The 16,527-nt window shown below is 73.5% G+C and carries 20 protein-coding genes and 1 tRNA gene; 7 read left to right on the top strand and 14 right to left on the bottom strand.

Annotation, left to right across the window (positions count from 1 at the left end; translation table 11 throughout):
* Window positions 1-69 precede the first annotated feature (69 nt).
* Together ACWCYY_RS13785 and ACWCYY_RS13780 are read left to right on the top strand one after the other, a co-directional pair.
* Window positions 70-1,419 (top strand): SPFH domain-containing protein, encoded by a 1,350-nt coding sequence (locus tag ACWCYY_RS13785; RefSeq protein WP_449796133.1) that lies wholly within the window; start codon window positions 70-72, stop codon window positions 1,417-1,419.
* Window positions 1,416-2,192: a C40 family peptidase gene (locus ACWCYY_RS13780; RefSeq protein WP_449796132.1), complete on the top strand. Its 777-nt coding sequence runs from the start codon at window positions 1,416-1,418 to the stop codon at window positions 2,190-2,192. The genes ACWCYY_RS13785 and ACWCYY_RS13780 overlap by 4 nt, the downstream gene beginning before the upstream one ends.
* Before the next feature lie 115 nt (window positions 2,193-2,307).
* Here the strand turns inward: ACWCYY_RS13780 and ACWCYY_RS13775 are convergent, their stop codons facing one another.
* Complete coding sequence (locus ACWCYY_RS13775) at window positions 2,308-3,279, bottom strand: aldo/keto reductase (protein ID WP_449796131.1); 972 nt, start codon at window positions 3,277-3,279, stop codon at window positions 2,308-2,310.
* 155 nt (window positions 3,280-3,434) lie between these two features.
* On the opposite strand from ACWCYY_RS13775, the gene ACWCYY_RS13770 reads away from it, so the two are divergent.
* Both ACWCYY_RS13770 and ACWCYY_RS13765 read left to right on the top strand, forming a co-directional pair.
* Window positions 3,435-3,635, top strand: coding sequence for a hypothetical protein (locus ACWCYY_RS13770; RefSeq protein WP_345287135.1), 201 nt, complete (start codon window positions 3,435-3,437; stop codon window positions 3,633-3,635).
* A 152-nt stretch (window positions 3,636-3,787) separates the two neighbouring features.
* Window positions 3,788-4,675 (top strand): tyrosine-protein phosphatase, encoded by an 888-nt coding sequence (locus ACWCYY_RS13765; RefSeq protein WP_449796130.1) that lies wholly within the window; start codon window positions 3,788-3,790, stop codon window positions 4,673-4,675.
* A 3-nt stretch (window positions 4,676-4,678) separates the two neighbouring features.
* Here ACWCYY_RS13765 and ACWCYY_RS13760 read toward each other — a convergent pair whose 3' ends face one another.
* From ACWCYY_RS13760 to ACWCYY_RS13720, 9 genes are all read right to left on the bottom strand, one after another.
* The gene (locus ACWCYY_RS13760) at window positions 4,679-5,632 is read right to left on the bottom strand and encodes an RNA polymerase sigma factor SigF (protein WP_449796129.1); all 954 of its coding nucleotides are present in this window, start codon (window positions 5,630-5,632) and stop codon (window positions 4,679-4,681) included.
* 158 nt (window positions 5,633-5,790) lie between these two features.
* Window positions 5,791-6,744 carry an RNA polymerase sigma factor SigF gene (locus ACWCYY_RS13755; protein WP_449796128.1) on the bottom strand — a complete coding sequence of 318 codons (954 nt, stop codon included), beginning with the start codon at window positions 6,742-6,744 and terminating at the stop codon, window positions 5,791-5,793.
* Window positions 6,745-6,981: 237 nt separating this feature from the next.
* Complete coding sequence (locus tag ACWCYY_RS13750; protein WP_449796127.1) at window positions 6,982-7,275, bottom strand: Dabb family protein; 294 nt, start codon at window positions 7,273-7,275, stop codon at window positions 6,982-6,984.
* Between the two features lie 82 nt (window positions 7,276-7,357).
* A complete protein-coding gene (locus ACWCYY_RS13745) occupies window positions 7,358-7,522 on the bottom strand; it encodes a hypothetical protein (RefSeq protein WP_345287128.1) in 165 nt (54 codons plus the stop codon).
* Window positions 7,523-7,917: 395 nt separating this feature from the next.
* Window positions 7,918-8,172 carry a hypothetical protein gene (locus ACWCYY_RS13740; RefSeq protein WP_449796126.1) on the bottom strand — a complete coding sequence of 85 codons (255 nt, stop codon included), beginning with the start codon at window positions 8,170-8,172 and terminating at the stop codon, window positions 7,918-7,920.
* Between the two features lie 120 nt (window positions 8,173-8,292).
* Window positions 8,293-8,382: transfer RNA gene (locus ACWCYY_RS13735), tRNA-Ser, on the bottom strand.
* 44 nt (window positions 8,383-8,426) lie between these two features.
* Window positions 8,427-8,924 carry a tRNA adenosine(34) deaminase TadA gene (gene tadA / locus ACWCYY_RS13730; protein ID WP_345287125.1) on the bottom strand — a complete coding sequence of 166 codons (498 nt, stop codon included), beginning with the start codon at window positions 8,922-8,924 and terminating at the stop codon, window positions 8,427-8,429.
* Window positions 8,925-8,957: 33 nt separating this feature from the next.
* A complete protein-coding gene (locus tag ACWCYY_RS13725) occupies window positions 8,958-9,470 on the bottom strand; it encodes a tRNA adenosine deaminase-associated protein (protein ID WP_449796125.1) in 513 nt (170 codons plus the stop codon).
* Window positions 9,471-9,703: 233 nt separating this feature from the next.
* Window positions 9,704-9,910 (bottom strand): hypothetical protein, encoded by a 207-nt coding sequence (locus ACWCYY_RS13720; protein WP_345287121.1) that lies wholly within the window; start codon window positions 9,908-9,910, stop codon window positions 9,704-9,706.
* A 164-nt stretch (window positions 9,911-10,074) separates the two neighbouring features.
* On the opposite strand from ACWCYY_RS13720, the gene upp reads away from it, so the two are divergent.
* Window positions 10,075-10,710, top strand: coding sequence for a uracil phosphoribosyltransferase (gene upp, locus ACWCYY_RS13715; RefSeq protein WP_345287119.1), 636 nt, complete (start codon window positions 10,075-10,077; stop codon window positions 10,708-10,710).
* Between the two features lie 108 nt (window positions 10,711-10,818).
* Here the strand turns inward: upp and ACWCYY_RS13710 are convergent, their stop codons facing one another.
* Together ACWCYY_RS13710 and ACWCYY_RS13705 are read right to left on the bottom strand one after the other, a co-directional pair.
* Window positions 10,819-11,484 carry a LytR C-terminal domain-containing protein gene (locus ACWCYY_RS13710; RefSeq protein ID WP_449796198.1) on the bottom strand — a complete coding sequence of 222 codons (666 nt, stop codon included), beginning with the start codon at window positions 11,482-11,484 and terminating at the stop codon, window positions 10,819-10,821.
* A 217-nt stretch (window positions 11,485-11,701) separates the two neighbouring features.
* Window positions 11,702-11,998 carry a type II toxin-antitoxin system VapB family antitoxin gene (locus ACWCYY_RS13705; RefSeq protein ID WP_104817069.1) on the bottom strand — a complete coding sequence of 99 codons (297 nt, stop codon included), beginning with the start codon at window positions 11,996-11,998 and terminating at the stop codon, window positions 11,702-11,704.
* Window positions 11,999-12,145: 147 nt separating this feature from the next.
* Between ACWCYY_RS13705 and ACWCYY_RS13700 the strand changes: the two genes are divergently transcribed.
* On the top strand, window positions 12,146-13,723 hold the full coding sequence (locus tag ACWCYY_RS13700) for a helicase HerA-like domain-containing protein (RefSeq protein WP_345287116.1): 1,578 nt from the start codon (window positions 12,146-12,148) through the stop codon (window positions 13,721-13,723).
* Between the two features lie 184 nt (window positions 13,724-13,907).
* Here ACWCYY_RS13700 and ACWCYY_RS13695 read toward each other — a convergent pair whose 3' ends face one another.
* Together ACWCYY_RS13695 and ACWCYY_RS13690 are read right to left on the bottom strand one after the other, a co-directional pair.
* The gene (locus tag ACWCYY_RS13695; protein ID WP_449796124.1) at window positions 13,908-15,065 is read right to left on the bottom strand and encodes a hypothetical protein; all 1,158 of its coding nucleotides are present in this window, start codon (window positions 15,063-15,065) and stop codon (window positions 13,908-13,910) included.
* 93 nt (window positions 15,066-15,158) lie between these two features.
* The gene (locus ACWCYY_RS13690; RefSeq protein WP_345287112.1) at window positions 15,159-15,884 is read right to left on the bottom strand and encodes a rhomboid family intramembrane serine protease; all 726 of its coding nucleotides are present in this window, start codon (window positions 15,882-15,884) and stop codon (window positions 15,159-15,161) included.
* Between the two features lie 67 nt (window positions 15,885-15,951).
* On the opposite strand from ACWCYY_RS13690, the gene ACWCYY_RS13685 reads away from it, so the two are divergent.
* Complete coding sequence (locus ACWCYY_RS13685) at window positions 15,952-16,470, top strand: YbhB/YbcL family Raf kinase inhibitor-like protein (protein ID WP_345287110.1); 519 nt, start codon at window positions 15,952-15,954, stop codon at window positions 16,468-16,470.
* Window positions 16,471-16,527: the final 57 nt, after the last annotated feature.

The following is a 16,527-nucleotide window of genomic DNA, read 5'->3' as shown; positions in this document are numbered from 1 at the left end:
GAACCTGGCCCCGCCCGTCAGTTCCGGGCCGCCCGTTGCGCGACACACCGACCACCAAGGAACCCGTGCATGGACGTCACCCGCGAACCCTCCCCCCGTCCCGAGACCTGGCCCCCGGTCCTGCCGGAACGGCCGGAGCTGCCCGGTGGTGGCGGCGCCACGCCGCTCAGCCTGGCCGTGGCCGGTGCGGTCGCCCGTCCGCTGATCAAGGTGCACCCGCTGCCCGTCGAGGGCGAGCCCGCCGTCGTGCCGGACGCCGTCACGCCGGGACACGCCACGCCCGCCACGCCCGACACGCCGGACACGCCGGACACGCCGGACACGCCGGACACGCCGACCGCGTCCGAGGCGCCGAGGGTCGCCGCCCACGATCGGCCGGCCGCGCCGGCCGCCGACGCGCCGACCCTCGAAGGCCCGGCCGTCACCGAGGTCCGGGCCGGCCGTCGCCCGCCCCGGACCGACCCCAACCTCCGGGAGCGCCAGGCCCGTTCGCTGCCCGGTTGGCTGGCCCTGCTGGTGCTGCTGGCCGGGATCGCCGGGGTGCTGCTGGTGCTGGCCCGGGCCGGGGTGCTGCCGCACCCGGACGTGCTGCCCGACCTCCGTGGCGAGGCTGCGAGGGCGAGCGGCGGTTCCGAGGTGACGCTCCGTTCGGCAGCGGCCGTCGCGGCCGCCGGGCTGGCGGTGCTGGTCGCGCTGTCGGGACTGTTGGTCAACGCGGGCGGCGAGACCCGGGTGCTCACCCGTTGGGGCCGGTACCGGGGCACGGTGCGCCGCACCGGTCTGCTCTGGGTCAACCCGCTGCTGCGCCGCCGCCGGGTGGACGTCCGGCTCCGGCACTGGCGCAGCGAGCCGGTGCACGTCACCGACCGCACCGGCACCCCGATCGTGGTCCGGCTGCTGATCGTCTGGCGGGTGCGGGACACCGCGCGGGCCGCCCTGGCCATCGCCGAGCACGAGGCCTACCTGCGCGAGCAGGTGCACGCGGTGCTGACCCGGATCGCCAGCGCCCTGCCCTGTGACTCCAACTCCGCGCCGGGGCCTGCCCTGCGGGACGGTCAGTGGTTCGCCGACGAGCTGACCCGGGCGCTGGCCGCCGAGGTCGCCCCGGCCGGGATCGAGGCCTACTCGGTGCAGCCGCTCTCCCTGGACTACGCGCCGGAGGTCGCCGAGTCGATGCGCCGCCGTCGGCTGGCCGATCTGGACGCGGGCCTGCGCACCGTCCTGGTGGACGACGCGGTGGAGGCCGCCGCGCTGGCCGTCCGCCGCCTTGAGCGGGCCACCGCGCACCAGCTGGACGAGGCCGCCCGCAGCGCGCTGATGGAGCAGCTGCTGGTCGCCTTCGTGGCCCCCGCCGGGGTGGCCGCCGCCGTGCCGTCCCCGGCCGCCAGGGCCGGGCGCAAGGAAGGAAGGCCCGCGTGAGGATAGCCACCGACCCCGCCCTGATCGACTTCTCCGAGACCTCCCCGGGGGAGGGGCCGTGCGCCTGCCCTCCGTGCCGCGAGGAGGAGCGGAGCAGGTCCGCCGCCGCCCGCGAGGACGCCGAGCCCGGGCGAATACACCGGGCGGTGCGCGCCACCTGCGTGGCCACCACGGTGCTCGCCGGAGCCGGTACGGTCGGCCTCGGACTCGGTGCGGCGAACGCCAACGCCGCCGCCGGGAGCCAGGGTTGGGACGGTTCGAAGTACTGGTTCAAGAACGCCTCGGGTGAGTGGCGCTGGACCAGCCACCTCTCGGTCTACAACGCCCGCACCGGCGCGGGCGCCGGACAGCCCCAGCCCCCGGCGCCGCAGCCCAAGCCCCCGGCGCCGCAGCCCTCGCAGCCGGGCTCCTCCTCGGTCGAGGCCGCGATCGCCTACGCCACCGCCCAGTTGGGAAAGCCCTACGTCTGGGGCGGCAACGGCCCCTCCGGGTACGACTGTTCGGGCCTGGTGCAGCAGGCCTACCGCCGGGCGGGCATCTCGCTGCCCCGGGTGGCCGACGACCAGTACGCCGCCACCACGCCGATCGATGCGGGCCAACTCCGGCGCGGGGACCTGCTGTTCTGGTCCAACAGCAGCCGGGCCTCCGGGATCCACCACGTCGCCGTCTACCTCGGCGACAACAAGTACCTCGAGGCTGCCCGCCCCGGCACCCGGATCCGGATCTCGACCCTCAGCCAGGGCTACTTCCCGACCCACATCGGCCGCCCGTAGCGGAGAGCCCGCGCGGGCCCGGAGCACCAGCCGCCCCGGGCCCGCGCGGACGGTCCGTCAGTCCGCCCGTCCGTCAGACCGCCCGCCCGTCCGTCCGGCAGCCCGACGGCCCGGGTCACCCCGCCGAGGCGGCGTCCAGCAGCTCCAGCTCCTCCGGCGTCAGCTCCAGCCGCACGCCCTCCAGCAGCGCCGGCAACTGCTCCACCGTCCGCGCGGAGGCGATCGGCGCCGCGACGGTCGGCTGCGCCGCCACCCAGGCCAGCGCCACACTGGCCAGGGCCGCCCCGCGCCCCTCCGCGATCCGGTCCAGCGCCTCCAGCACGGCCAGGCCGCGCCCCTCGGTCAGGTGGCGCGAGGCGCCGACCGCCCGGGCGCTGTCCACCTCCGGGCCGCCCGGCCGGTACTTGCCCGTCAGGAAGCCCGAGGCCAGCGCGTAGTACGGCACGGCGGACAGCCCGTACTCGGCCACCACCTCCGCCAGCCCGCCCTCGTAGGTGCCGCGGGAGACCAGGCTGTAGTTCGGCTGCACCGCGACGTACGCCGCCAGGCCCTCGGCGGCGGAGTGCGCCAGCGACTCGGCCAGCCGGTCCGCGCCGATGTTGGAGGCGGCCACCGCCCGGACCTTGCCCTCCCGGACCAGCTCGTCCAGCACGCCGACGATCTCGGCCACCGGCGTCCCGAGGTCGTCCCGGTGGGTGTACAGCAGGTCGACGTGGTCCAGGCCCAGGCGCCGCAGCGAGGCCTCGGTGGCCGAGCGCACGGTGGCCGCCGAGAGGCCCTCCGCCTCGGGGTGCGCGCCGACCTTGGTGGCGACCACCACCGCGTCCCGGTTCCCCCGGCTGCGCAGCCACTCGCCGATGATCGCCTCGGACTCGCCGCCGGTGTTCCCCGGCACCCAGGCCGAGTAGACGTCGGCGGTGTCCACGAAGTTGCCGCCGGCCGCGGCGTAGGCGTCCAGCACGGCGAAGGAGGCGTCGCGGTCGGCGGTCCAGCCGAAGACGTTGCCGCCGAGGGCCAGCCGGGAGACGGAGAGGTCCGAGGCGCCGAGGGTCACCCGGTGCCGGGCGTCGCTGAGGATGTCGGTCATGGGGGCGATCCAACCGCACCGTTCACCGGCCCGCGCGGGTTCTCCACGGGCCTTCACAGGACCGTCGTACGCCCGTAGCAGTGCTGCCATCGGGCACCACTAACGAGGGGGTCCGGGGTGTTCCTCGACCTGCGGGGTTGGCTAGAGTCCGTGGCATGGCTGACAACGACTACGACCCCGCCGGCAGCACCCAGATGTTCCGGGCCTTCGTCGACGAGGCCCCGGCCCCGCAGGCGCCCGGCTCGGTGACGACCTACGGCAGCACCGGCGGCAACAGCCGCACCGGCCTGATCGTCGGTCTCGCCGTGCTCGGCCTGGCGGTCCTGGGTGCCGTCATCTGGCTGGCCGTCAAGTGACCCCCGCGTAGCGGCACGCCGTGCGGTGCGCCGCACCGTCTGCCGCCACGCACCCCGTCACCTGCCGGGACGCCCTCCGGGGTGCGGATCCGACCCGCCTAGACTGGCGCGGAAGATCCGCACTCCCGTTCCAGCGTGCCCCGGAGGCCCCCGTGACCCAGTCCGTCGAGCAAGCCCGCAGCCTCGGACTGGCCGGTGCCTCCAACGCCCGTGACCTGGGCGGGTACCGCACCGCGGACGGCTCGGTGGTGCGCCACGGCGTGGCGCTGCGGGCCGACGCGCTGCACCGGCTGACCGATGAGGACGGCGCGGCGCTGCTCGCCGCCGGCGTGCGCCGGGTGGTCGACCTGCGCAGCTTCGGCGAGGTCCGGGAGGCCGGGGCCGACCGGATGGCAGGCCTGCCGGTGGCCGGTCTGGCCGAGCTGGAGCAGGCCGAGGCCACCTCCGCCGCCCTCACCCTGGAGGGCGGGCTGACGCTCCACCACCTGCCGGTCTTCGCCGCCGACTTCGACGTCTACGTGGCCCTGCGCGACGCCCTCGCCGACCGCGATCCGGCCCGCCAGCGCGAGCTGCTCGGCGACGGTCGGGCGGCCGGCATCATGACCGGCCTCTACCGCTGGTTCGTCACCGTCCCCGAGGCCCGCGAGCGCTTCGCCGAGGTGCTGCGGCTGCTGGCCGCGCCGGACGGCCCGCCGGTGCTCTTCCACTGCTCGGCCGGCAAGGACCGGACCGGCTGGGTGGCCGCCCTGGCCCTCACCGCGCTCGGCGTGGACCGCGGGACCGTCTACCAGGACTACCTGCTCACCAACGAGCGCTCGGCCCGCGTGGTCGACCACCTGATGGAGAGCTTCGGCACCTCCGGCCTGATGGAGGACCCCTCGCTGCTGCTCCCGGTCCTCCGCGCCGAGCGCGAGTTCCTGGACGCCGCCTTCGCCGAGGTGGAGGCGGGCTGGGACTCCTTCGACCACTTCTGGCGCGACGGCCTCGGCCTGGACGACGCCGTCCTGGCCGGCCTGCGCGCCAACCTGCTGGAGCCGTAGGCGCTACTCGCCGGTCAGCCCGTTCCGCAGCTGGCTCAGGGTCTTGGTGAGCAGCCGCGAGACGTGCATCTGCGAGATGCCGATCTCCTCGCCGATCTGGGACTGCGTCAGCCCGCCGAAGAACCGGAGCATGATGATCCGGCGCTCGCGCGGCGGCAGCTTGGCCAGCAGCGGCTTGAGCGACTCGCGGTACTCGACGCCCTCCAGCGCCAGGTCCTCGTAGCCGAGCCGGTCGGCCAGCGGCCCGTCGCCGTCCTCCTCGCCGGGAGTGGAGTCCAGCGAGGAGGCGGTGTACGCGTTCCCCACCGCGAGGCCCTCGACCACGTCCTCCTCGGTGACGCCGAGGAAGACCGCGAGCTCGGCCACGGTGGGGGAGCGGTCCAGCTTCTGGGAGAGCTCGTCGCCGGCCTTGGTGAGGGCCAGCCGCAGCTCCTGGAGCCGCCGCGGCACCCGGACCGACCAGCTGGTGTCCCGGAAGAAGCGCTTGATCTCGCCGACCACGGTGGGCATCGCGAAGGTGGGGAACTCCACCCCGCGCTCCGGGTCGAAGCGGTCGATCGCCTTGATCAGGCCGATGGTGCCGACCTGGACGATGTCCTCCATCGGCTCGTTCCGGCTGCGGAAGCGGGCGGAGGCGTACCGGACCAGCGGCAGGTTGAGCTCGATCAGGGTGTCGCGGACGTAGGTGTGCTCCTCGCTGCCCGGCTCCAGCCCGGCCAGCCGGGCGAACAGCGAGCGCGAGAGCGTCCGGGTGTCCAGACCCTTCTCGAGGACGGGACGCCCGTCCGCGGCGCCCTCGGGCCCCGCCGGCTCCCCGGCCGCGGGCCGCTCCGCCGTCGCCTGGGAGGGGATCTCCACCACGACCACCACCGGCTCGGGCACCGGCCCCGGCCCCGTCACGGACGCGAGCGTGGCGGCCGTACCGTGGCCCTCCGCGCTGCCCAGCTCTGCGGACATGCTCCACCCCCTCGTGACCGACTGTACAACGGGCACTACCCAGCGACAGTTCCCGGCTTCGGACTACCCCTCCAGCTCCATACCGGCCCAGGCGCCCCGGCAAACCCGAACGTCGCAAGATGTCACGCCGCAGTGACGCACGGCTACCCGTCGCGGCGTCACTCCTCCCAGGAGTTCCCGGTCCGCAGACGGGTCAGGATTCTGGACAGTAGTCGGGACACGTGCATCTGCGACATACCGAGCTCGGTGCTGATCTGGGACTGCGTCAGGTTCGCGAAGAACCGGAGCATGATGATCCGCCGCTCCCGCTCGGGCAGTTGCACCAGCAGGTGGCGCACCATGTCCCGGTGCTCCACGTCGGCCAGCGCCGAGTCCTCGTAGCCCAGCCGGTCCAGCAGGGCCAGCCCGCCCTCGTGCTCCTGCGCGGCCTCCAGCGAGGCCGCGTTGTACGCCCGCCCGGCCGCCAGGCAGGCCCGGACGTCCTCCTCCGGGATCCGCAGGTTGGCGGCGATCTCCGGCACCTTGGGCGAGCGCCCGTGAGTGACCGTCAACTCCTCCATGGCGCCGCTGACCTGGACCCACAGCTCCTGCAGCCGGCGCGGCACGTGCATGGTGCGGACGTTGTCCCGGAAGTACCGCTTGATCTCGCCCAGGATGGTCGGCAGCGCGTACGTCGGGAACTGCACGCCCCGGGTCGGGTCGAAGCGGTCGATCGCGTTGATCAGGCCGATGGTGCCGACCTGGACGATGTCCTCCATCGGCTCGTTCCGGCTGCGGAAGCGGGTCGCCGCGTAGCGCACCAGCGGGATGTTCGCCTCGATCAGCGCCGCCCGCACCCGCTCCCGCTCCGGGGCGCCCGGCGGCAGTTCCGCCAACCGCTCGAACAGCACCCTGGTCAGCGTCCGCACGTCCACCTGGCCCCGGGCGGGGCCGCGCACCTCCGCCGCCGGCCCGGCCTCGCCCCGGTCCTCGGCGACCCGCTCCTCGCTGATCCGCTCCTCGCTGACCCGAGCCTCGGCGATCCGCTCCTCGCTGATCCGCGCCTCGGTGATCCGCTCCTCGCCGGCCTCCGGCGCACTGCTGTCCTGACTGTCCCGCGTCCGCACGGCCACGCCACCCCTCCCACGCCCTGTGCCAGGGACCACCGGTCGTGGTCCGCTGCCCGTCGCTCACCAGGTCCGGCAAAAACGGTCATAGCATCACAAGTCGTGCACATCGGGAGCAAGCACCCGTAGTAGGCGTGTTGGCGGATAGTCGGGAGAGCTGTCGGGGTGTGGAACGGCCCCCCGGCGCACTGGGCGCCAGGGGGCCGAAGGGTCCTTGGGGTACGACCTGTCCGAACGGCCTACTCAGACCTCGATGTCCGCGATCACCCAGGTGGCGAACTCGCGCCACTGCCGGGCGGCCGCCTGATGGGCCGGGTGGCCCAGGTAGGCGGCCAGCGCGTCGCGGTCCTCCACCAGGCTGTTGATCGCGAAGTCGTAGGCGATGTCCCGCTCCGTGGTGTTCCAGCCGCACTCCCACTCGCGCAGCTCGGTGATCAGCCCGCCGAGCTCCTCGAACGCCTTCGCGCCGGCCACCGCGCGCTCGTCGTCCTTGGTGACGCCGTCGTTGAGCCTGAACAGGACCAGATGCCGAATCACGATGCCGCTCCCAGCGGGTCGAGGGTGTGTGCTGTCCCGCCCACCGTAGCCTCCGCCCCCGCGGCCCCGTCCTTCCCGTCCGCTAGCTGACCAGCCCCGTCATGAACGTCCCGACCGCCTTGGCCGCGTCCGAGATCCCCACGAACCCCGACTGCACCAGCTCGGCCGCCCGGGTCGGAGAGGTGATCACCGTGTAGATCACGAAGATCAGCAGCAGCCACATCCCGATCTTCTTCGCCTGTGCCACCCTGCTCGCCGCCTCCCGCTAGCCCACCTGGCCCACCACCCCGAGCAGCTTATCGACCGGACGGCCCATCAGGTCAGCACCCCGTTCACCCCCCAGGACGAAGGTCCCCCCAAGACGGGCCCTTCTCCGCTCGCCCGCCCCCACCCCGTCCAGCAGGATGGAACACGTACCGAGGGATCTGGCAGGAATCCCCAGGTACGAGGACCGGAGCTCCCCGCTGTGGGACCGGGCGTCGTGGCTTCCCCCCGACACGACCCCGGTTGTGGGACCTCCGCCCGGGGCAGCCGTCCGTCCCCCCGGGACGGCTGCCCCCTCAACAGGCCTCGCACTCACCCCGGGCCACGGTGGTCAAAGCCCCGAGTGCGGGGCCTTTTCCGTGCCCGGACGACGAGTCGTCAGGTGTGCGGGTACCGCAGTCCGGCGGAGCCGTCCGCGATGTACAGGAACGAGCCGGCCCACCCCGTCAGCCCCCGTTCCTGGAAGCCGAACGGCACCGGCCGGAGGCCGACGGCCCGGATCGCGAGGCCCGCGGCGACCCACCTCCTGCCGTCGTCGTTCGGGACGGAGACGGAGGTCGCCAGTTCCTCGAACCGTGTACGCACGTCCTCCCGGCCCTCGGCCGGCGCGCACCGGTACAGGAGCCACGGCATGTCACACCGCGTAGCGTGCAGCTCGCCCACCAGGACCTCGCCCCGCACTGGTCGCCGTGCCGATCTCCTCCCGCAACGCCGAAGGGCCCCGATCCGGTGGATCGGGGCCCTTCGGGCTGATGGCGGTAGCGGTGGGATTCGAACCCACGGTGAAGTTGCCCCCACACACGCTTTCGAGGCGTGCTCCTTTGGCCGCTCGGACACGCTACCGAGATGAGACTCTACCGGATGGGGTGGGTGGGGACGAAATCCGTTCAGCGGTGGGTGTCGAACCAGGTGCGGAGCTGGTCGGCGCAGGCGGTGGCGAGGACGCCGGGGATGACCTCGGGGCGGTGGTTGAGGCGGCGGTCGCGGATGACGTCGAAGAGGGAGCCGGCGGCGCCGGCCTTGTCGTCGAGGGCTCCGTAGACGACGCGGTCGAGGCGGGAGAGGACGATGGCGCCGGCGCACATGGTGCAGGGTTCGAGGGTGACGACGAGGGTGCAGCCGCTGAGGCGCCACTCGCCGAGGGCGGCGGCGGCCTGCCGGATGGCGACGACCTCGGCGTGGGCGGTGGGGTCGCCGACGGCTTCGCGTTCGTTGTGGCCGCGGCCGAGGAGGGTGCCGTCGGGGCCGAGCACGAGTGCCCCGACCGGTACGTCGCCGGTGGCGGTGGCGAGTGCGGCCTCGTCGATGGCGAGGCGCATCGCGTCCGTCCAGCGGTCGCGCACCGGGTCGGGGCGTACGGGGGCCGGGAGCGGGGCGATCTGCATGGGACCAGTGTCGGGCATGGTGCCCTCAGGCCCTCAGCGGACCGCCTCCAGGACCTCGCCGCAGCCGATCGCCTCGGCGATCTCGCCGAGCGCGTCGCCGGGCAGGGCGCCCTCGCCGCTGAGCTCGCGCAGGCCGTCGGCGGCCAGGCCGAACTCGGCGAGGAGTTCGGCGTCGCCGAGCGGGCCGATCGGGATGCCGTCGTGGCCGGTGGCGTTGTCCTCGTCCTCGTCCCCGTCGGAGGTGTCGGAGTCGGAGTCCTCGGAGTCCTCGTCGAGGTCGACCAGCCGGTCGAGCTCGTCGAAGTCGTCGGGGCCGCGGTCGAGGAGTTCGTCGGTGAGGATCGAACCGTAGGAGCTGCGGGCGGCGGCGGCCCCGTCCGAGACGAAGATCCGCGGATCCTCCTCGCCGTCCACCCGGAGGACGGCGAACCAGGCGTCCTCCTGCTCGATGAAGATCAGGACGCTGTCGTCGTCCTGGGCCGCCTCCCTGGCCAGGTCGGCCAGGTCGGTCAGGGTCTCGACGTCGTCCAGTTCTGTCTCGCTCACGTCCCACCCGCCGGAGGTGCGAGCAAGCACTGCAGCGAAGTACGCCACCAGGGACTCTCCCAAGATTGGTCTCGGCTGTCGGCGATCTCGGACGGGCGCGGCCTGGCCGCCCCCGCGCCGGGTGCGGCCCGCTGTTCGGACCGTCCCTCCGGCATCGTGACAGAAAGCCCGGCGCTGCGGGGAGTGTTCGGCAGCGCGTCTTCGCAGGTCGTGTCGGAATGACCGACGTACCGTCAGATTCGGAAGGTTCGCATCCGGAGGGCTTCGCGCATCCTGCGCTCCTTGGTGCGCCGTGGCTGCACCCTGGCGCGGAGCTCGCGGGCCTCGGCCAGCTCGCGCAGGAAGACTGCGCGCCGGCGGCGGCGTTCGGCTTCGGTCTCGTGCGGGACCTCGGGCTCCTCTGTCGAGCGAGGCCCGGGTGCCGGGGTGCTGCTCTTCATAAGGTCCGACTTTCCCAGATGTGTCCGGTAAATACCACAGCTGGTGCGCGGCTCCGGCGACCCGGTGCGGCGGGTCGCCGGGCGGGCCGGGTGAAGCCCGCAGGTGGGGAGGGGTGCGGCCCGGCTGGTCGTACGGGTGTGCCGATGCCCGTTATGGTCGGAACATGCGTCTCCATGTCGTCGACCACCCCTTGGTGGCCCACAAGCTCTCCACCCTGCGTGACGAGCGCACCGACTCGCCGACCTTCCGTCGGCTCACCGACGAGCTGGTCACCCTGCTCGCCTACGAGGCCACCCGGGACGTCCGGACCGACGAGGTGGAGATCACCACCCCGGTCGCCGTCACCACCGGGACCAGGCTCAGCTACCCGCGCCCGCTGGTGGTGCCGATCCTGCGGGCCGGCCTCGGCATGCTGGACGGGATGACCCGGCTGCTGCCGACCGCCGAGGTCGGCTTCCTCGGCATGGTGCGGAACGAGGAGACCCTGGAGGCCTCCACCTACGCCACCCGGATGCCGGACGACCTCTCGGGCCGTCAGGTGTACGTGCTGGACCCGATGCTGGCCACCGGCGGCACGCTGGTCGCGGCGATCCGGATGCTGATCGAGCGGGGCGCCACCGACGTCACCGCCGTGGTGCTGCTGGCGGCGCCGGAGGGCGTCGAGGTGATGGAGCGCGAGCTGGCCGGCCTGCCGGTCACCGTGGTGACCGCCGCCGTGGACGAGCGCCTGAACGAGAACGGCTACATCGTGCCGGGCCTGGGCGACGCGGGCGACCGCCTGTACGGCACCGCCGGCTGAGGCACGGAGCACGCGAGGAGGGCCCCACCCCCGCACGGGGGTGGGGCCCTCCTGACGTTCGGTCAGTGGTGCCGCACGGCGGCCGTCGGCGCCCGGCGGCGGGGCCGGTCAGCAGCTGCCGGGCACCGGGCTGGGGGTGGGCGAGGGCTTGGTGGCCTCGGCCAGTGCGGCGGCGGCCTGGTTCGGTTCGAGCAGTGCGGTGAAGGCGTCGCCGACCACCACGTCCACGGAGCCGTCCACCCGGGTGTCGGCCGACTTGGTGGCGCCGCCGACCTGGGAGGCGAGCAGGGTGGCGCCGCCGAGGCCGCCGGGGCCGCTGATCACCTGGACGGTGGTGGTGGGCAGCTTCTCCACGTTGGCGGGCGCGTTGCCGACCTTGCCGATGGTGAAGCCGCGCTTCTTGAACTCCTCGGCGGTCCGCGCGGCCAGGCCCGACTTGGCGGTGGCGTTGTAGACGTTCACCGTCACGGCGTTCGGCTGCGGGACGGCCGTCGAGGTGGCGCCGGCGGTGGGGGAGGCGGCCGGGGTGCCGGCCGGTTCGGGGGCGGCCAGCGGCTTCCCGGAGGGGGAGGCGCAGGCCTGCGCGGTGCCGCCCTTCGTGCCGGAGAAGATGTCCACCAGCTGCACGCCGCCGAGGGCGATCAGCGAGAGGGCCAGCAGGGCGCCGATCGCGGCAAGGATCTTGCGGCTCTTCTTCGGCGGGCGTCCAAGGCGGGGGTAGGAGTTACCGGTGATCCGGTACTGCTTCCCCTTCAGTCCCTGGGGAGTCAACATGCTCACGGGTCGGTCTCCCCCTCGTGCCAGGGCAAGGGTCGGGCGGATGCGGCCGACGGGGCGGAGTGCCGGAGTCTGCGGCCGTAATCAGCAGATTAGTGCCACACCCGGCCCGGAGGTACTAAATGATCATCATCTGGAGTACGCGGGCACTCGAAAGGATGTACCGGCGTCCGAACGGACGACGGCAGCGGTCCCGCGAAGGAGTGACGGAGGGTCAGTCCATCTCGAGGACGCGGGCGTGCAGGACCTGGCGCTGCTGGAGCGCGGCCCGGACCGCGCGGTGCAGGCCGTCCTCCAGGTAGAGGTCGCCGCGCCACTTCACCACGTGGGCGAAGAGGTCCCCGTAGAAGGTGGAGTCCTCGGCCAGGAGGGTCTCGAGGTCCAGCTGGCCCTTGGTGGTGACCAGTTGGTCCAGCCGCACCGGGCGCGGCGCGACGTCCGCCCACTGGCGGGTGCTGGTCCGGCCGTGATCCGGGTACGGCCGTGCGTTGCCGATGCGCTTGAAGATCACACGGAAAGCCTACCGTCACGCCGCCCCGGGGCACAGCAAGCGTGACCCGGCCTGCGTTCGGTGATTCGTAGGGATTACATAGGAAACATCCCCTTTTCGGGGTGGTTGTTCTGACGATCCGTTCGCGAGGACCGGGAGCCTGCCGAGATGACCACCGACCAGAAGCCCATCGACGAGCTGCCGGCCGAGGTGCGGGAGATCGCGGCCGGATACGCCTTCACCGGCCCCGCGCTCGACCTCGGCGCCGTGCTGCTGGACGGCACCGCCTTCCCCGGGGCGCCGGTCCGCATCCCGCTCGGGGCGCTGAACCGGCACGGTCTGGTGGCCGGGGCGACCGGCACCGGCAAGACCAAGACCCTCCAGCTGATCGCCGAACAGCTCTCGGCCCAGGGCGTCCCGGTGTTCCTGGCCGACGTGAAGGGCGACGTCTCCGGCATCTCCGCGCCCGGGCAGGCCAACGAGAAGGTGGCCGGCCGGGCCGCCGAGGTCGGGCAGGTCTGGTCGGCGCAGGGCTGCCCGGCCGAGTTCTACGCCCTCGGCGGGCTCGGCGACGGCATCCCGCTGCGGGCCACCGTGACCAGCTTCGGGCCGCTCCTGATGTCCAAGGTGCTGGAGCTGAACGAGACCCAGGAGGCCTCGCTCTCGCTGATCTTCCACTTCGCCGACCGCAACGGCCTGGAGCTCTACGACCTCAAGGACCTTTCGGCGGTGATCTCCTTCCTCACCTCCCCCGAGGGCAAGGAGCAGCTCAAGGGCATCGGCGGGCTGTCCGCCGCCACGGCGGGGGTGATCCTGCGGTCGGTGACGGTGCTGGAGAACGAGGGGGCCGGGTCCTTCTTCGGCGAGCCGGAGTTCGACACCTCCGAGCTGCTGCGGTGCGCGCAGGACGGGCGCGGGGTGGTCTCGGTGCTGGAGCTGCCGGCGGTGCAGGACCGGCCGCGGCTGTTCTCCACCTTCCTGATGTGGCTGCTGGCCGAGCTCTACCAGGAGCTGCCGGAGGTGGGGGACCCGGAGAAGCCCAAGCTGGTGTTCTTCTTCGACGAGGCGCACCTGCTGTTCAAGGGGGCCTCGAAGGCCTTCCTGGAGGCGATCACCCAGACGGTGCGGCTGATCCGCAGCAAGGGGGTCGGGGTCTTCTTCGTGACCCAGACGCCCAAGGACGTGCCGGGGGACGTGCTGGCGCAGCTGGGCAACCGGGTGCAGCACGCGCTGCGGGCCTTCACGCCGGACGACGCCAAGGCGCTGAAGGCGACCGTCTCCACCTTCCCGAAGTCGGCCGCCTACGACCTCGGGGAGGTGCTGACCGGGCTCGGGACGGGGGAGGCGGTGGTGACGGTGCTCTCCGAGAAGGGCGCGCCGACGCCGGTCGCGGCCACCCGGCTGCGGGCGCCGCAGTCGTTGATGGGGCCGGTGCCGGCGGAGGCGCTGCGGGCGGCGGTGGACGGGTCGGCGCTGATCGGGCGCTACCGGGACGCGGTCGACCGCGAGTCGGCGTACGAGAAGCTGACGGCCCGTCCGGAGCCGGAGCCGGAGGCGCCGCCGCAGCCCGAGGCACTGCCCGAGCCCGCTCCTGCTCCCGCGCCGCCCGCGGCGAAGCCCGAGCCGGGGCTGATGGACGCGCTGCTGAACAACCCGATGCTGAAGTCGTTCGCGCGCTCGGCGGGGACGCAGCTCGGGAGGGAGATCTCGCGGAGCATCTTCGGGACCTCGCGTCGCAAGCGGTAGGGCCGCCTGCGGCGGGCGGGGAGGGCAGGGGAGGGAGAGGTCGGCCGGGGCGCAGGTCGGGAGGGAGGTCTTGCGGAGCGTCTTCGGGACGTCGCGCCGCAAGCGGTAGCGGCGCCTGCGGCGGGCGGGGCGGGAGGTCTCGCGGGGTGGGGCGGGACCTCCCGGCCGGGGTGGTGACGGGGGGTCAGCCGCGGAGGGCCTGGCCGATGCGGTCCATGGAGGAGAGCCGCATCAGGCCGTAGTTGTAGAACTCGACCTCCGGGACGCCGAGCTCGCGCAGGACGGCGATCTTGGCGGCGAGGTTGGCGGGGCCGTCGCAGTCCTCGGTCATCGGGCGGAGGATGACGGCCATCTCCTCGGGGCGCACGCCGTGCACCGCGAAGGCGGCGACCTTGTCGCGGACCGCCTCGGGGGTGCGGGCGTAGCCGAGGGTCTCGATCTGGTGGACGCCCTTGGTCAGGGCGGGCAGGTCGATGCCGGAGAGCCAGCCGGTGCCGGGGCCGCCGCCGTCCATGAAGCTGAGCCGCATGCCGTCGGCGGCGGCCGCCTCGGCGACCTCGGTGGCCAGCGAGGTGACGGTGCGGGCGGAGGCGTCCACGTACGCGGCCACCGCGCCGTCCGCGAGGCCGTCGAGCGGGGCGGGCTCGGCGGCCCGGGCCTCGTCGGCCAGGCGGGCCCGGACCTCGGTGCGGACGGCGGTGCGGACGGCCTCCGCGTCCGGGCCGAAGGCGGCCCGGCAGTGCTCGCAGAAGCAGAGGCCGAGCAGGGCCTCGGTGACCGGTCCGAGCTGCTCGAAGTAGCGCTCGTGGTGGTAGCCGTGGCGCAGGCCGTGGAAGTGCAGCGACTCGGCGCGGATCGCGTCGACGCCGTAGCGGGCGAACTCGCCGACCAGGGTGGTGGCGTAGTCGCGGACCTCGGGGTTGGCCGGGCAGAGCTCGGTGAGGTGGCGGTCGCCGAAGGCGTTCTCGGGGGAGACTTCGGGGTGGCGGAAGCCGAGCCGGTCGTTGTGGCAGAAGACCGTCCAGGCGTGCAGCTTGAGGCCGCGCCGCCGGGCCTCCTCGGCCGCCTCGGCGAACGGGTCGCGGTCGCCGATCGCGGTGGAGGGCAGCGGGGTGAGCCGGCGCCCGGCCCAGCGGGCCGGGTCGGGGCGGAAGTAGGCGGCGCCCGGCTCCAGGTAGCGGACCACCCGGTGCGGGTTGTGCGGGAAGACGTCGCGGGCCTCGTGGTAGACCGAGGCGAGGGTGACGCCGCCGACCCCGGCGCGGTCGGTGAGGTTGCCGAAGAAGGTCTCGGGGCCCTCGTCGAGCAGGTCGGTGGCGAAGGCGAGGACGGACGAGTCCACGGGGCGGCTCCGGACGGGTGGTGCGGGCGGGTGCGACCACGCTAACCGGGGGGCCCTCGAATGGTCTATACCTCCAAGGGGGGCGCGTCGGGTCTAGAGCCCCAGGTCGTCCAGCTCCTTGAGCAGCTTCTGGCGCTCCGTCAGCGCGGCTCCACCCTCCGTGGGGGCGGACTGGGCGGGGAGGACGGCCGAGGAGGGGGCGGCCGCGGCGGCGGTCGAGGCCTTCGGGCGGCGCTCGCGGAAGAGCCACGCGCCCGCCAGGCCGCCGAGCAGCCCGCCCAGGTGGCCCTGCCAGCTGACGCCGGGGGTGCCGGGCACCGCGGTGGTGAGGATGTAGGCGAAGGAGGCGCCCATCACCACGCCGACCAGACTGTCGATCAGGTTCCGGTCGATCAGGCCGCGCAGCACCACGTAGCCGAAGTAGCCGAAGACCAGTCCGCTGGCCCCGATGGTGAGCGAGCGCTCCGGGGAGAACAGCCAGATCGCCGTCCCGCTGGTCAGGGCGACCAGCGCGGTGAGCCCGAGGAAGCGCTTGACGCCCCGGTAGGCGGCGAGGAAGCCGAAGATGAAGAGCGGGCCGGAGTTGCCCTCCAGGTGCGCCCAGTTGACGTGCAGGAAGGGCGCGGAGACCAGGTCCGGCAGGGAGTCGGGCTCACGGGCCCGGATGCCGCCGTCGACGCTCAGCTGGTAGTCCGTCAGCCAGTTGACGAGGTGCAGCGCCCAGACCAGGCAGAGCACCCCGAACATCACGTAGAAGGCCCGCCGGGCCTCGGCGACCATTCGGCCGTAGTCGGGAGCGGGAGTCTGTTCGGCTGCCATGCCCCGCACTCTAGAGGTCATAGGCTGCACGGTGACCCCCGCCACCGAAGTCGAGGAAGGTCCCGCGATGAGCCGGCGCCCGCCGCTGCCGTACGAATTCCTGCCCCCGGTCCCGTCGTTCGAGCTGACCAGCGAGGACCTCACCGAGGGCGGCACCATGCCGGACGCCCAGGTGCACGCGGCCGGGAACACCTCGCCGCAGCTGGCCTGGTCCGGCGCCCCGGAGGGGACGCTGAGCTACGCGGTCACCTGCTACGACCCGGACGCGCCGACCGCCAGCGGGTGGTGGCACTGGCTGGCCGTCAACCTCCCGGCCGGCACCACCGGGCTCCCGGCCGGGGCCGGTGCCTCGGACGGGACCCTGCCGGGCGGGGCGTTCCACGTCCGCAACGACTTCCCCGGCCACCGCTACGACGGGGCCGCCCCGCCGCCCGGCCCGGCCCACCGGTACGTCTTCGCGGTGCACGCGCTGGACGTGGCGGAGCTCGACCTCACCCCGGACACCCCGGCCGCGGTGGTGGGCTTCCACCTCACCCACCACGCGCTCGGCCGGGCGCTGCTCACCGTCGAGTACGCACGGCCGTGACCTGCGGCGGCCGTCGTCCGGGCCCGCGGAGGGCCCGGGCGGCGGCCGGTGCCCGGC

The sequence above is a fragment of the Kitasatospora sp. NPDC001664 genome (assembly GCF_053596675.1).
Note: the sequence above shows the minus strand (reverse complement) of the source record. Positions and strands in the feature narration are given on the sequence as shown.

What these genes read in the sequence shown, in the direction of transcription:
- ACWCYY_RS13770 (WP_345287135.1), top strand. Translation starts at nt 3,435, where the DNA reads ATGGCTGACAACGACTACGACCCCGCCGGCAGCACCCAGATGTTCCGG.
- ACWCYY_RS13720 (WP_345287121.1), bottom strand. Translation starts at nt 9,910, where the DNA reads ATGAAGAGCAGCACCCCGGCACCCGGGCCTCGCTCGACAGAGGAGCCC.
- upp (WP_345287119.1), top strand. Translation starts at nt 10,075, where the DNA reads ATGCGTCTCCATGTCGTCGACCACCCCTTGGTGGCCCACAAGCTCTCC.
- ACWCYY_RS13775 (WP_449796131.1), bottom strand. Translation starts at nt 3,279, where the DNA reads ATGACCGACATCCTCAGCGACGCCCGGCACCGGGTGACCCTCGGCGCC.
- ACWCYY_RS13710 (WP_449796198.1), bottom strand. Translation starts at nt 11,484, where the DNA reads ATGTTGACTCCCCAGGGACTGAAGGGGAAGCAGTACCGGATCACCGGT.
- ACWCYY_RS13690 (WP_345287112.1), bottom strand. Translation starts at nt 15,884, where the DNA reads ATGGCAGCCGAACAGACTCCCGCTCCCGACTACGGCCGAATGGTCGCC.
- ACWCYY_RS13700 (WP_345287116.1), top strand. Translation starts at nt 12,146, where the DNA reads ATGACCACCGACCAGAAGCCCATCGACGAGCTGCCGGCCGAGGTGCGG.
- ACWCYY_RS13760 (WP_449796129.1), bottom strand. Translation starts at nt 5,632, where the DNA reads ATGTCCGCAGAGCTGGGCAGCGCGGAGGGCCACGGTACGGCCGCCACG.
- tadA (WP_345287125.1), bottom strand. Translation starts at nt 8,924, where the DNA reads ATGCAGATCGCCCCGCTCCCGGCCCCCGTACGCCCCGACCCGGTGCGC.
- ACWCYY_RS13685 (WP_345287110.1), top strand. Translation starts at nt 15,952, where the DNA reads ATGAGCCGGCGCCCGCCGCTGCCGTACGAATTCCTGCCCCCGGTCCCG.
- ACWCYY_RS13785 (WP_449796133.1), top strand. Translation starts at nt 70, where the DNA reads ATGGACGTCACCCGCGAACCCTCCCCCCGTCCCGAGACCTGGCCCCCG.
- ACWCYY_RS13740 (WP_449796126.1), bottom strand. Translation starts at nt 8,172, where the DNA reads ATGCCGTGGCTCCTGTACCGGTGCGCGCCGGCCGAGGGCCGGGAGGAC.